Source organism: Bacillus sp. N5-665, assembly GCF_022637375.2.
GTDB lineage: Bacteria > Bacillota > Bacilli > Bacillales > Bacillaceae_G > Bacillus_A > Bacillus_A wiedmannii.
Genome location: NZ_CP093325.1, coordinates 2,268,740 through 2,281,903 on the forward strand (window position 1 = coordinate 2,268,740; position 13,164 = coordinate 2,281,903).

Genomic DNA, 13,164 nt, shown 5'->3' on the forward strand with positions numbered 1-13,164 from the left:
TGGCGCGAATTTCGAATTGTGGAGTGCAATGAAAAGACAAAACCCCTTAAAAAACTCTTAATTTTTTACCCAATCAACCTTTACAATCCCTCCTTATAATGTGAATTGGACAAGCACCTAAGAGAAAGCAGAATATGTCAGTTTGTACATTTTATTTATTAGGGGGAGAATTTGTATGAAAAAGACAGTTGCTTCGTTAGCGGTTATGACGGCATTATTACCGACGTTTTCAGTACATGCGGAAGGGAAAGAGCAAGGCCGAAAATTAGCTACAACTTTTAATGTTATTAGTGATATTCAAGGGGATTTAGGGGATTTTGATCACGTATTAAAAGATATGAACAAAGTGACACCACTTTCTAGAGCGCTTATTATGAATGGGGATATAACGTCAACGGGACAACAGTCACAATATGATGATGTGAAGCGTGTGTTAAATAAAAATAAATATCCAGAGAATGTATGGTCAACTGTTGGGAATCATGAGTTTTATGCTGGTAAATGGACAGCTGCTGGGAAACTTTCTCAAAGTACATGGCCAAATGGTGTAACGGAAGAAACGCTATTCAACCGCTACTTACAATTTAGCGGGCAAGAAAAGGTATATCATAAAAAAGAATTAGACGGTTATCCGCTTTTATTTTTAGGAACTGAAAAATATATGAAATACCACGATTCAAAAATGTGGGATGAAGTATATATGAGTGATGAGCAATTAGGATGGTTAAAACAAAATTTAGAAGAGTACAGTCAAAAAGATAAAAATAAGCCGATTTTTATTTTCTCTCATCACGTGTTACCTGATACAGTATCTGGATCAAGACAATCACCGTATTTAAATGACTATTTAAACGTGGATAAATTGTACGATATATTAAAAGACTATCCGCAAGTTGTTTTCTTTACGAGTCATACGCATTGGGATTTAAACTTACCAGACTGGGCTGGTAAAAAGAAAATTGCAGGCGGAGATAAAAAAGGCTTTACAGTTGTGAATACGGGTGGTATTGAAACAGGCTGGATGTCAGCTGGACCAAATGGCGGAGAGAAAACTGCTCCAGATGGATATTCATTTAAACAAGGATTACAAGTGAAAGCATATGGTAACGATGTAATGGTAACAGCTTACGATTACAAACGTGATAAGGATATAAAAAAATTATTAATTAGTGATTCGAAAGTTGCACAAATGGCACCGAATGTAACCGCTGATGATAGTAAAAACGTAATCGTCGGTGCAACGGAATATATGGAGTACTCTGTAGAGGGAACTAGTGAGTGGAATACGTATAATCCAGGAAACCCACCAAAATTTGATGGGGACAAAATTGTACACGTACGTCATAAGGGCGAAATGAATTTAGAGCCAGGATTAACACAGCTTCTTCGATTTTCGGCAAATAAGTGATTAGTAAGGGCCTACTTTTTAATGAGTGGGCTCTTTTGTGTTGTCGTTTTTTGTCGGTAAGTCGATATATTTCAAGTTATGAACGATATATTTAAAAAAATCGTTCATATAAACTTCATGTATCGAAATAAAATGAAAGTTATTAATGTAATTTCACGTACCGTATTGGAGTTAAAATTATTAATACAATTCCATTCACAAAAACCGAATTCCAATACATTTTTCCACCAGAAAGGTGACTTCATCATTTTTACATGTAATAATAGTATCGTTACATACATTGTGAAAGAAGTACAAAAGGAGCGTTATTTATGAATTTAGCTAAATTCCCGAGAAAAAAATATACAGAGTCATATACACCAATTGAAAAATTAAACAATTTTTCTGAAGCACTTGGTGGGCCGACTATTTATTTTAAACGAGATGATTTACTTGGTTTAACAGCTGGTGGTAATAAGACGAGAAAGTTAGAGTTTCTAGTTGCGGATGCACAGGCAAAAGGTGCAAATACGTTAATTACAGCTGGTGGTATTCAGTCAAACCATTGCCGTCTAACACTTGCAGCTGCGGTAAAAGAAAAAATGAAATGTATTCTTGTATTAGAAGAAGGGCTTGAGCCAGAAGAGAAGCCAGACTTTAACGGAAACTATTTCTTATATCATTTACTAGGTGCTGAAAATGTAATTGTTGTACCAAACGGGGCAGATCTTATGGAAGAGATGCATAAAGTAGCGAAAGAAGTTAGTGAAAAAGGTAATACACCATATGTCATACCAGTTGGTGGATCAAATCCTACTGGTGCAATGGGATACGTTGCTTGTGCGCAAGAAATTATGGCACAATCATTTGACCAAGGAATTGATTTCAGTACAGTTGTTTGCGTAAGCGGTAGCGCTGGTATGCACGCTGGTTTAATTACTGGTTTTGCTGGAACACAAAGTCACATACCTGTAATTGGAATCAACGTAAGTAGAGGAAAAGCAGAACAAGAAGAGAAAGTAGCAAAACTTGTAGAGGAAACGTCAGCTCACGTTGGTATTCCGAACTTTATCCCGCGCGAAGCTGTTACATGCTTTGATGAATATGTAGGACCAGGTTACGCGTTACCAACGCCAGAAATGGTGGAAGCAGTTCAATTACTTGCGAAAACAGAAGGTATTTTACTGGATCCAGTGTATACAGGCAAAGCGGTAGCGGGATTAATCGACTTAATTAAAAAAGGTACATTTAATAAAGAAGACAACATTTTATTCGTACATTCAGGTGGTTCACCAGCTTTATATGCGAATACGTCTTTATTTGCGTAAGTGTGAAAAAGCATTGGGTATCCAATGCTTTTTGTTATATACTGGAAATGTCCGGAGGTGAGAAGGGGGGATATGAATTCAAATTAAAATGGATTATATACACGGTACTCGGCATTTCGATTCTATTAATTTTATTTGTGGCTTATGGAGTTTATTTATATTTCACTTAAGTGAAATGGTAACCGAACCAAAGGAAGAATAAAATAATTACTGTGTTAAATAGAGTAAAACATAAACCGATAATCGCTAAAATTTTCCTTTCATTTCGACTACAAAAAGATATAACCGCTAATAGAATTGCTATAACAGCGGAAGCTAGTATGAAGTAGGCGAAAGGCACGACATATTCTACTCCAATTCTGTCTAAAATGGGTGTGAAGAGAAAGAGATTAATAGTAACGAATATACTTACAATGAGAAACGTATAACTTTTCCAAGTATATGTTTTTAACTGCATGGAACGGCACTCCTTCCCCTTTATTGTTTATATTTCTAAGTTTAATGTAATTACCTTTATTTTATAATATTAGTATTTTTATTGAAATGAGGTAGATAAATATGAGGGGTAAACATTTGTCTTTCGTTTTTATTGTCATCTGTATATTTATAGTAACTGGCTGTTCAAATATACTAGGAAATGAAGATCAAACAATCGAAGCGCAAAAACATATTGGTGATAATGAATATGAAGATTTTAAGGTGGTGACAGATAATAACGAAGTGTTGCAAGTAAAGAAAATATTAGATGATACTACTTTTGAAAATAAAAAAGTGGAGATGTCTCGTCCAGCTGATTATCACTTTGTTTTTCAATTTAAAAATCCAAAAATAGAGGCGAAAGCTGTTTTGTATCAAATTTGGGTAAGCACTAATAAGGGGAAAATGGAAATCAAGGCGGGGGATAATCGGTACGCTCAATTAGAAGGGAAACATGCAGCCACTTTGTTTCAGATTGTTACAGGGGAGAAACTAGTTGAATAAGCGTATATAGTGTTATAGGAATTCAGCTCGTATTTTTCAATTTGGAGATAATTAGTTTTCAACAAAAATAGCTATTTTTTTATATTGGAATAAACATTGAGAATCGGATAAAATGTAAATTGGATATTGACTTGATGAGCATGAGGTTCTACGCTTATAAGCGGATTAATGAACCTTAAGGTGTGCATTAATCCGCCATTAAATAATAATACTAGGAAATATATTGTTTTTACAAAGATTCGATGTTATGTTTAATTTTCTCAATATAATATTTTCCTTATATAGGAGTGGCTATTTGAAGAAATTAATATTATTAGTTTTATTGGCTACATACTGTCTCGCTATTGCAGGATGTTCTAATAATAGGATTACACCAAAGAATGAGTCTAAAAATTCAACACCTGAAAAGATTAATCGTATTAATAAAGCGTGGTACAAACATATATAATAGTTTTAAAGAAACTTGAAATTGTTGATGATAAGGTCATAATGTGAAATTCGTTAGGCCGATAGTAGAGGTTGTGAAACCTGGTGAAATGTGGGAAGCATAGTTTGCATTTGAATTTATAAAAAATGCGACATTAAAATATTCACAAATAAAAGGCATTCTATGTTGCCTTCCTCTAACTTGAAACTTCTCAAAATTATTTCACTAGGTTAAAATATTTATAGAGATTATCACCTTTCAACATTAGGGAAATGCGAGGGGGCCGTAATAACTCGATTGATGTGGTCCTTTTTTCACTTTATCTACCATCTTTATATATCTTTCTATTAAAAAATCTAACTTTAAACGATTAAAGTTAGATAAAACTGGTCAAAAACAATGAAATTTCAGGAAAAATAAGGTACACTATTCAATGGTTTTGGTTTAAAATCGATTGACGTTAATGTATACGGGGGAAAGATTGATGAACAACAATACAGTAAATGAATCTGTGGAAGAAGTTGAGAAAAAACGGGTAAGATCGAGAAAACGTTTTACAAATTGGAAGCTAATCGCTGCGGGTGGCGGTGTAATTGCACTTCTTATTGGAGGAATGAGTTATTATCAGGCAACTCACTTCAATTCGAATGTTACGATTAATGATACAAAGGTCGGTGGTTTGAGCGCTGATCAGGCAATACAGAAATTAAAAACATCTGGATTAGCAAATAAAGTCTATATTGATCAACAACAAATTTTAGATGAACAAGATACAAAAACGGAGCTAACGGAAAAAGATTTGCCACAAGTTAAGAAACTATTAAAAAGCCAGTGGACATTTTTCCCTTCCGCAAAGGAAAAAGATTATTCATTGCTACCGAAAGAAGCGGATCAGTATCGTAGTGAAACGATGAAAAAACTTGTAGAAGAAAAGCTTGTTTCTATGAATGAAAAATTAAAAGCGCCTCAAGATGCTATGGCGAAGCTCGAACAAGGAAAAGTTGTAATTTCGAAGAGTGTTGATGGAAAACAGTATGACGTTACGAATCTACTAAAAGATTACGACAAGCAGAAGCATAAAAGCGAAATTCATCTAAAGTCTGCATACATACAGCCTATTAAAGAAGACGATCCGATTATCAAAAAAGAAGAGAAAGCATTACAAAATCTTCTTGGGCAGTCTGTTGATTATAAAGTGCAGGATGAAGTGTACTCATTAAAAGCGAAAGATCTAATTCAAAATGCGTCTATGTCAAAGGACATGAAAGTGACAATCGATGCGAGCGAAATTCAGAATAAGATTTCTGAAATTAATAAGGCTAAATCTACATTACATAAAGACTTCGCTTTTAAAACACATTCTGGTTCGGTTATATCAGTAAAAGGACAAGGATACGGCTGGGCACTAGATGTGGAAAAAGAAACAAAACAAGTTCAACAAGCCTTTGAGAAAGGCGAAAAATCGCTTTCTGCTTCTAATATTCACGGGAATGGTTGGGAGAAGGAAGGAATCGGCTATAAAACAACATCGAATAATGGCATCGGTGACACATATGCAGAAGTTTCAATTGCAGATCAACAAATTTGGATTTATAAAGATGGGAAATTAGTCGTCACAACAAATGTAGTAACGGGTAAACATAGCACGAGTGAAGATACATCACCAGGTGTGTGGTACGTTCTATATAAACGAACACCATACACGCTGAAAGGAAGCGCAGTAGGTAAAGCTGATTATGCAGTTAAAGTAGATTACTGGGTTCCATTCACAAATAGTGGTCAAGGATTCCATGATGCAGGCTGGCGAAAAGACTGGGGAAATAATGCTTATTTAACAGGGGGATCAGGTGGGTGTGTAAACCTTCTGCCTAACGTTGCAAAAACTGTATATGATAGTTTGAACACGTATGATCCAGTTATTGTGTACTAGAAAATAGGTACGTATCAAGAAATAAGGCAGGAAATTTTACTTGATGGTATATGAAAAAACACCTCTTGAATTCGCATGCGAATTCAAGAGGTGTTTTTTGTTTGAAAACAAGAGTTCATTGCTTATAAGAAACAAAGTAGGAAGAGGTTGAAGTGAAGAAACAGGTATTCAAACAGTCAATAAAATTGACATTGAATATCATTTTCACTTATTATGGAATCATTGCATTTAATTAGACATGACTTTTTTATTAATATAATAGATTTCTAATAAGGTGTCCCATTTAATAATTTAAACGTAGGAAAGGGTAATATAAAAATGAACTGGAAAAAAGGCGGATTATGGATTATTATTTTTTTCATTGTAAAAGGTACGATTTCTACATTGTTAATCGTTACAGGTGCTAAATATTTTGATTTATCATTTATGCAACTTTTCGTACTAATACTGGTCTTATTACTGATTTCTCTCATAAGCCGAAAATTGCTGCATAGACATAAACAAAACAAAAAGCAAAAAGAGCTAAATATATAATAAAACCCCAGAGACCTTTGGATTTCTGGGGTTTTATTTCGATATTTTTCCATATGCATATCAACTGAACAGAACAGGTTGTCAAAAATGATAAAATCGATGCTGATTAAAATGCATCGGTTACTTTTATATAAGGAATGAAGAATCTTCATTCTGGAGCTACAAATATTCATAAATTATGCTTGTTTTTCAATTGGTAGTTTAAAGGTAAAAGTACTGCCTTCTCCTAATTTACTTTCAACCGTAATTTCTCCTCCGTGTAGTTCGACAATCCATTTTACCATCGACAATCCTAAACCTGTGTTTCCGATGTTTGAAGATGTTCTTGCTGCGTCAACTCGATAGAAGCGGTCCCATATTCTCGTAATATGTTGCTCGCTGATGCCTATGCCATTATCGGAGACTTTACCTATTATGTTGGTTTCATCACGGAACAGTTGCATATGCACAGTGCCGTTCGCTTTGCTATAAGCAATCGCATTCGTTAGTAAATTCATTAATAAACGCATCATCAATGTTTGATCTGCTTTCATAAACAGGTCTTCCTCTATATGAGTTGTGATATCAATCGAAGCTTCTTGAACCATTAATGAAAGCTCTTCTACAACGATTTCCGTTAATTCACTCATATTGATACATTCAAATTGGAAAGTATTATGATTTTCTTGGTCAGCTCTTGCTAATAATAAGAGTTGTGAGATTAGCGCGGACATTTTACGTGATTGCTTTAAAATTACTTCTAAAGATTCTTCCATTTCTTTCGGATTATTCCTCAGTGATAAAGCGTATTCGCATTGCGAAATAATAACAGATGTTGGTGTTCTTAATTCATGAGATGCATCAGATGTAAATTGTTTTTCACTTTCGAATGATGTCTCCAATCGCTCAAACATTTTGTCAAAGGTTTGTGCTAAATGATACATTTCGTCTTTCGGTGAACCTTGTAAATTAATTCTCTTCGAAAGGTCTTTACCATCACCAATTTTACTGGCTGAATCACTCATTTGTTGCACAGGTCGAAACGCTCTTTGTGTAATAAAATATCCCCCCACTGCGGCAATGAGAATAAGTAATGGGAATGAGATGAGTGTTATCACAATAAGCGTATTCATCGTTGATGATAATTGGTTCATAGTCATTATTCCACGAATCCAGACTTGCTCATCGCCGCCTGCATTATGGAGAAAATCATATACAATCCATTCTTTATTACCGTCTTTAATAGTTTGTATTTCATCGGATTTAAGCGATATCTTTTTATTAAAGCTTGTTGGACTATGTCCTGCCAGCGGCTCACCTTGTTTACTATAAATGATGATATTTACTCCATCTTCAAAGGTTTCAAAATCATCGTCCATCTTTAATTGACCATGCTTATACTCGATATCTTCAATACTTTCTTTTACTGTGCTCTTCAATTGATCTTTCATATTAAAAAGCAAAACTTTATCTGAAGAAGTTAAAATAAAAGCTAACACGAGTGCCATAATAATTACAATTAGCCCCGTATACCACAGGGTCACTCTCATTTTTATTGATAGTCTTTTCATGATTCTACTCGCAATACGTAACCAGTTCCTCGTACTGTATGAATTAACTTCGTTTCAAACTGGCTATCAATTTTTTTACGAAGATAGCGGACGTAAACATCAATAATATTCGAGCCACCTTCATAGTCGTAATTCCACACATGTTGCTCAATTTTATCTCGTGTCAACACAACTTCTTTATTACGAATCATATATTCTAAAATAGCAAATTCTTTACTGGAAAGAGTGATAACCTGGTCTCCTCTTGTTACTTTATGCATATTGCAATCTACCACTAGGTCAGCGATTTCAAATACATTAGATGTATTTCCTGTTTTTCTTCGCATTAACACTCGAATTCTTGCTAATAGTTCATCAAAAGCAAACGGCTTTACTAAATAATCATCCGCACCTAAGTCGAGTCCTGTTACGCGATCATCAATTGTATCTTTAGCTGTAAGAAGCAAGACAGGAGTTGTATTATTATCCGCGCGTAACCTTTGTAATACTTGTAAACCATCTATTCCAGGAATCATAATGTCAAGCACAATCAAATCGTAGGTAGCCATGTTTATATAATCCAAGGCATCTTCGCCATTCCCACATGCATCGACACTATAATGTTCTGCATTTAATCGTTTTACTAATATATTTTGTAAGTCTTGTTCATCTTCGACAATAAGAACTCGCATTAACATTCTCCTTTTCTTCTTATTAATATGTATCAGTATAATTCCAAAACATTAAAGAAAGATTAGAAACTATTTAATTATATCATTTTATTTTTTTGTACATTAATCTTCCTTTAATGTTTGTTCAGTAATATAAAGGCAAGGATAAGGTGCACATGTAAAGGGAGGAAAACAGAATGAGAAAGTGGATGTTGATTGGAGCAATGTCTTGTTTATTCTTAACAGCTTGTTCTACTCAAGCTGATAACAATACAGAAGTACAACAACTGAAAGTGGAAAATGATACATTGCAAAAAGAAAGTGCTCAACTACAACAAGAACCAAACAAAACAGGGCCTGCTACGAATGACACGAAGCAAATACAAGATTTCAAAAACGAAGTCACATCTATCGTTGAAAAGGCAAATAACACGAAACCAGTTGGAGCAAAAGAAGAAAACTTAAATACGTACTTAGCAGCAAAAAAAGAAATTGATCAATTAGATGACAAGATAGATCTATCTGATAATCAGCTAGAAGCAGATTATCACGCTGGAACGATAACTGTTGAACAATATGAAACGCAAGAAAGAGAACACGATATATTGGAAGATCAATTAGAGCAAGCAGAAAATGCACTTGAAACAAGATTTGGAATAGATGATTAATCATGAAGGAGTGGATGAAAATGTTAAAACATAAAAAGAAAATAATGATAAGTGTAATTGCTATTTTAGTAAGTGGTATTGCTATTGTTGGTGGATATTATGGTATGGGTTACAATTATGCTAAAAAGAATGAAAACTACACAGAGAAACAAGTTCGTGAAATTTCTTTAGCTCATACAAATGGAGAAATTATTAATGTGAAAAAAGAATTCGAATTAGAAGATGACAACTTAGCACAATCTAAATTTGAATATGAAGTGGAAATTAAGACACCTGATAATCTGTTAAATAGTTTAAAAGTTAGTGCTAGAACAGGTACAATAGAAATCAATAATGAGGATTAAAAAAATATCGCATATTTGAAAAAACTCCTAACAAAATTTGTTAGGAGTTTTTTCATGGTTATATTCTACTATTTTAAAAGAGGGATCGCTACAACACCATCAAGCTAATATTTTGATGTCCCCAAAAACAAAAAGTTTATCTCTTCACAGTTAGTTGTCTATGAGAATTGAGTTCATTTTTGTGTGTTTGGATATTCGCTTTTCTTAGCATGATGGCAATGTGGTTCTACCCCTTATAAATGTTACAAAAATCTTTCGAATAGCTCTAACTTGCACAATGCTTCCCGTTAATATAATACGCTGATTCTGTGAAAACCGTAAATACAACCTCTACTTCTGGAAGTCCAAAATCCATTACATATGTAGTAATGGCCTTGGCAAATCGATCACGAATTTCCTGTCCACGCTCGAACCATTTCACTTCAATAAGAGGAAACGCTTCTATTTCTTCTCCATTGAATACAAACGTAGAACTTGGTAGTTCCAACGTAAAATTATCCGTACCACACTCACAAATCTCTGCGAGCTCTTCTACTAATGGCTTGCTTATGCTTTTTAATTGTTCAGTAGTAATTCCACGAAATACAACATGCGGCATATGAATCCCTCCGTTAGATAGCTTTATATATGCTCACATCATAACACAATTTATTTTACTGCACTAACATCTATTGGTATATTTCAATGACATTCTTAAGAATGATCATATGTTATTGAAGCAATACATGTATTGTAACTATTTAAAACATTTGAGAGCTCGGTAATTGGGTAAATAAAAAAAGCCTTATCATTCTCCCTGTAAGGAGGCATGAGGGGGAGGCCTCTGTTAGGAAAGGGATAGTGCGCTTATATATTTTAAAAAGAAAAGACACACTAAGGTGCCTTCCTCCGACTTGATAACCACTTTAATTTTAATAACATTGGATTCCCATCCGAATACTATTTTACCATGTTAAGTAATGTTGGTCATTGAGAAAGTCAAATACGTAGTGTTCATATATAGTGACATCTAGGAGCATGCAAGATTTAATACAGTTTTTTATTTATCCAACAACAAAAAAGAACCTTAAAACCGTGCCAGGATAGGAATGTATAAAAAAATGCATAGGTCGATAGAAAAAGAAAGGAGGTTCCCTTGTAAGGGGAAGATTCCTCCTTGTCCTTGCTACTGATAATGATGCGTTATGTTAACCTCGGATGAATACTATATACATCTAAAAATCTGAACAAATCGGTTCTCTCAAATGGTACAATTAGGAAGGAAGAGGTGGATGAATCATGACAAAAAGCGAAATAAAAATTGAAGATTATAACCCAGAATGGTCAATTATTTTTAAAGAGTTAAAGCATGTTATTGAAGCTGAATTAGATGACTTATTATTATCCATTGAACATGTTGGTAGCACCTCAGTCAATAATCTAAGTGCAAAACCCATTATAGATTTAGACCTTGTAATAGATAATCGTGATATGCTTCCAAAAGTCATTCAAAGGCTCGAAAAGTTAGGTTACTATCATGAAGGTGATTTAGGTATTGAAGGTCGCGAAGCTTTTGGAAGAAAAGATCACTTCACACCATGGCATGGAGAAAAAAAGTCTGGATAGACCACCACTTATATGTTTGTTGTAAAGAAAATAAAGAAATTATAAGACATTTAGCGTTCCGTGATTATCTTCGAAACCATCCAGAATCTGTTAGAGAATATGGACAATTAAAAAAGGAATTGTTAGAAACAACGAAAGATCGAGCAAGTTATACTGAAGGTAAAAGTGACTTTGTAAACAAGATTTTAGAAGAAGCAATAGAATCATTTTGAACTAACAAACTAATTTATAATTACTTCCAATAACGATAATTATGTAAATAAGCTGTCCATATGGGGAGCTTATTTTATTTTTACGTGTAGCATAGATTATATTGAAAAATACTGACGATATCCTAGGGAGCATAAAAAAGCAACAAAATACTAAACAAAAGTATATGGAGCGAGATACCATATAATTATAATAGATATTTTAAAATTGTTAGAACACTCGAAAATTATCGTAAGAATCGTTATTTTTTCATAGTCTATTTACGCAATTTATGTTATGGTTCATATGTTAATTCCTTACAATTTTTTCGAGAGGGGTATATGTCAATTAAACGTAAAATTTTATCTTTTGTAGTAGTTCCAATGTTAATGTTAACTGGGGTTGGATGTGAGACTAAGGTTAAGAAAGATGAAGCAATGGAAGCTTCTGTTAAACAGAATAAAAAAGAAGACTTCAGTAAGAACCTAGCATATTTAATGAAAGATTTCTCCGAACAATCTAAAGAAATAGACGGGATTGTAAAAAGTAGCAAGTCAATGAAGAAAAAGTCAGAAGAGTTAAAAGAAGTATCTAAACCTTATTTAGAGTTAGTGGACAAAATAAGTAAGTTAGAGTATGAAGTAAAAGATCACCCAGTACAACATAATGTAGGTTTAGCGATGATTCATGTAAAAGATGGGGTGGAAATCATACAAGAAGGTTTAGATAAGGGTAAAGAATATGAAGTTGATGGTGGGATTGAAAGATTAGAGACTGCTTCTAAGTTAATAGATAAAGCAAACAAAGAATTGAAAAAATCTAAGTAACCTAATTTTATATGAAATAAAGGGTGGTACCACATGCCCATCAAGCTAACATTTTATAGTGCTCCTAGAACAAAACTAATATAGGTATCTCGGTATTTAAAAATGATTGGAGTGAAACATATGTATTGGAAAAAGGATAGAGATTTTCCACAAATGAAATTTCAATTGGGTGAAAAAGTATCGTTTAAATTCGGAAATCAGATTCTCATTGGAACAATTGACATTAGAGATTTTGGCGGTTCGATTGAACAAGACTATCATTCTTATGATATTCTTGTCAAAGAAGAAAACATGCTATACAAACACATTCCAGAGCGTGATGTTTTCAAACTTACACATTCGGAGAATTTTCACTAGGACAAGAGATACTATAAATGAAGAACGCGAAGTTAAAGTAATTGATGAGTTTTTAAATACGTATAGGGAGTCTCATCATGGGATAGCGGCGAGTTGAAAAGAGGTGGGACTTTTAAAACGTTTTGAATTTTTCCATCTCATTATACTAAAGTTTAGTGGTGAAATTAATATGAATCAATGGCTAAGTAATAATAAAAGAGCAGATCACTATTTTGGCGGTTGCATATTAAAGTTTTTGTCTACTGTCGTGTTTTTTTAAAAGAGGTGAAAGCTATTATCCCACTTATAAAACTAGGCAGTAGGCTCCAAAAGAAGAACCCCCATCGACCAGTAACTAGGGTGACAGTTAAGAAAAGAAGTAGTACTAAAATAACCATTATTAAAGAT

Annotated in this window: 13 protein-coding genes and 1 pseudogene; 10 read left to right on the forward strand and 4 right to left on the reverse strand. The window is 33.8% G+C overall.

Annotated features, from left to right (window positions below; all coding sequences use genetic code 11):
• Positions 1-175 precede the first annotated feature (175 nt).
• Both MNO09_RS14300 and cuyA read left to right on the forward strand, forming a co-directional pair.
• Positions 176-1,408 carry a DUF4073 domain-containing protein gene (locus tag MNO09_RS14300; RefSeq protein WP_088107090.1) on the forward strand — a complete coding sequence of 411 codons (1,233 nt, stop codon included), beginning with the start codon at positions 176-178 and terminating at the stop codon, positions 1,406-1,408.
• Between the two features lie 311 nt (positions 1,409-1,719).
• Positions 1,720-2,715 (forward strand): D-cysteate sulfo-lyase, encoded by a 996-nt coding sequence (gene cuyA, locus MNO09_RS14305; RefSeq protein WP_001046599.1) that lies wholly within the window; start codon positions 1,720-1,722, stop codon positions 2,713-2,715.
• A 166-nt stretch (positions 2,716-2,881) separates the two neighbouring features.
• Here the strand turns inward: cuyA and MNO09_RS14310 are convergent, their stop codons facing one another.
• Complete coding sequence (locus MNO09_RS14310; protein ID WP_001176312.1) at positions 2,882-3,172, reverse strand: hypothetical protein; 291 nt, start codon at positions 3,170-3,172, stop codon at positions 2,882-2,884.
• A gap of 101 nt (positions 3,173-3,273) precedes the next feature.
• Here MNO09_RS14310 and MNO09_RS14315 point away from each other — a divergent pair, with 101 nt between their 5' ends.
• The 3 genes from MNO09_RS14315 to MNO09_RS14325 all read left to right on the forward strand — a co-directional run bounded on the left by MNO09_RS14315 (position 3,274) and on the right by MNO09_RS14325 (position 6,587).
• Complete coding sequence (locus MNO09_RS14315; protein WP_001214240.1) at positions 3,274-3,696, forward strand: YhfM domain-containing protein; 423 nt, start codon at positions 3,274-3,276, stop codon at positions 3,694-3,696.
• A gap of 911 nt (positions 3,697-4,607) precedes the next feature.
• Positions 4,608-6,053 carry a L,D-transpeptidase family protein gene (locus MNO09_RS14320; protein ID WP_001064110.1) on the forward strand — a complete coding sequence of 482 codons (1,446 nt, stop codon included), beginning with the start codon at positions 4,608-4,610 and terminating at the stop codon, positions 6,051-6,053.
• A gap of 318 nt (positions 6,054-6,371) precedes the next feature.
• Complete coding sequence (locus MNO09_RS14325; protein WP_001104091.1) at positions 6,372-6,587, forward strand: hypothetical protein; 216 nt, start codon at positions 6,372-6,374, stop codon at positions 6,585-6,587.
• A gap of 176 nt (positions 6,588-6,763) precedes the next feature.
• On the opposite strand, the gene MNO09_RS14330 is transcribed toward MNO09_RS14325, so the two are convergent.
• A complete protein-coding gene (locus tag MNO09_RS14330) occupies positions 6,764-8,137 on the reverse strand; it encodes a sensor histidine kinase (protein WP_002096469.1) in 1,374 nt (457 codons plus the stop codon).
• Positions 8,134-8,808 (reverse strand): response regulator transcription factor, encoded by a 675-nt coding sequence (locus MNO09_RS14335; RefSeq protein ID WP_001264526.1) that lies wholly within the window; start codon positions 8,806-8,808, stop codon positions 8,134-8,136. The genes MNO09_RS14330 and MNO09_RS14335 overlap by 4 nt, the downstream gene beginning before the upstream one ends.
• Before the next feature lie 176 nt (positions 8,809-8,984).
• Here MNO09_RS14335 and MNO09_RS14340 point away from each other — a divergent pair, with 176 nt between their 5' ends.
• On the forward strand, positions 8,985-9,455 hold the full coding sequence (locus MNO09_RS14340) for a hypothetical protein (protein WP_001233665.1): 471 nt from the start codon (positions 8,985-8,987) through the stop codon (positions 9,453-9,455).
• 20 nt (positions 9,456-9,475) lie between these two features.
• Positions 9,476-9,799, forward strand: coding sequence for a PepSY domain-containing protein (locus MNO09_RS14345; RefSeq protein ID WP_000912142.1), 324 nt, complete (start codon positions 9,476-9,478; stop codon positions 9,797-9,799).
• Between the two features lie 265 nt (positions 9,800-10,064).
• On the opposite strand, the gene MNO09_RS14350 is transcribed toward MNO09_RS14345, so the two are convergent.
• A complete protein-coding gene (locus MNO09_RS14350) occupies positions 10,065-10,397 on the reverse strand; it encodes a DUF1904 family protein (protein ID WP_001120973.1) in 333 nt (110 codons plus the stop codon).
• 680 nt (positions 10,398-11,077) lie between these two features.
• Here MNO09_RS14350 and MNO09_RS14355 point away from each other — a divergent pair.
• The 3 genes and pseudogenes from MNO09_RS14355 to MNO09_RS14365 all read left to right on the forward strand — a co-directional run bounded on the left by MNO09_RS14355 (position 11,078) and on the right by MNO09_RS14365 (position 12,777).
• A pseudogene (locus MNO09_RS14355) lies at positions 11,078-11,616 on the forward strand (GrpB family protein).
• Positions 11,617-11,934: 318 nt separating this feature from the next.
• Positions 11,935-12,420, forward strand: coding sequence for a hypothetical protein (locus tag MNO09_RS14360; protein WP_000023748.1), 486 nt, complete (start codon positions 11,935-11,937; stop codon positions 12,418-12,420).
• A gap of 120 nt (positions 12,421-12,540) precedes the next feature.
• Positions 12,541-12,777 (forward strand): hypothetical protein, encoded by a 237-nt coding sequence (locus MNO09_RS14365; protein ID WP_088107091.1) that lies wholly within the window; start codon positions 12,541-12,543, stop codon positions 12,775-12,777.
• The last annotated feature ends 387 nt before the right edge of the window (positions 12,778-13,164 follow it).

Coding starts and splice junctions, on each gene's coding strand:
- MNO09_RS14300 (WP_088107090.1), top strand. CDS start 176: ATGAAAAAGACAGTTGCTTCGTTAGCGGTTATGACGGCATTATTACCG.
- cuyA (WP_001046599.1), top strand. CDS start 1,720: ATGAATTTAGCTAAATTCCCGAGAAAAAAATATACAGAGTCATATACA.
- MNO09_RS14310 (WP_001176312.1), bottom strand. CDS start 3,172: ATGCAGTTAAAAACATATACTTGGAAAAGTTATACGTTTCTCATTGTA.
- MNO09_RS14315 (WP_001214240.1), top strand. CDS start 3,274: ATGAGGGGTAAACATTTGTCTTTCGTTTTTATTGTCATCTGTATATTT.
- MNO09_RS14320 (WP_001064110.1), top strand. CDS start 4,608: ATGAACAACAATACAGTAAATGAATCTGTGGAAGAAGTTGAGAAAAAA.
- MNO09_RS14325 (WP_001104091.1), top strand. CDS start 6,372: ATGAACTGGAAAAAAGGCGGATTATGGATTATTATTTTTTTCATTGTA.
- MNO09_RS14330 (WP_002096469.1), bottom strand. CDS start 8,137: ATGAAAAGACTATCAATAAAAATGAGAGTGACCCTGTGGTATACGGGG.
- MNO09_RS14335 (WP_001264526.1), bottom strand. CDS start 8,808: ATGCGAGTTCTTATTGTCGAAGATGAACAAGACTTACAAAATATATTA.
- MNO09_RS14340 (WP_001233665.1), top strand. CDS start 8,985: ATGAGAAAGTGGATGTTGATTGGAGCAATGTCTTGTTTATTCTTAACA.
- MNO09_RS14345 (WP_000912142.1), top strand. CDS start 9,476: ATGTTAAAACATAAAAAGAAAATAATGATAAGTGTAATTGCTATTTTA.
- MNO09_RS14350 (WP_001120973.1), bottom strand. CDS start 10,397: ATGCCGCATGTTGTATTTCGTGGAATTACTACTGAACAATTAAAAAGC.
- MNO09_RS14360 (WP_000023748.1), top strand. CDS start 11,935: ATGTCAATTAAACGTAAAATTTTATCTTTTGTAGTAGTTCCAATGTTA.
- MNO09_RS14365 (WP_088107091.1), top strand. CDS start 12,541: ATGTATTGGAAAAAGGATAGAGATTTTCCACAAATGAAATTTCAATTG.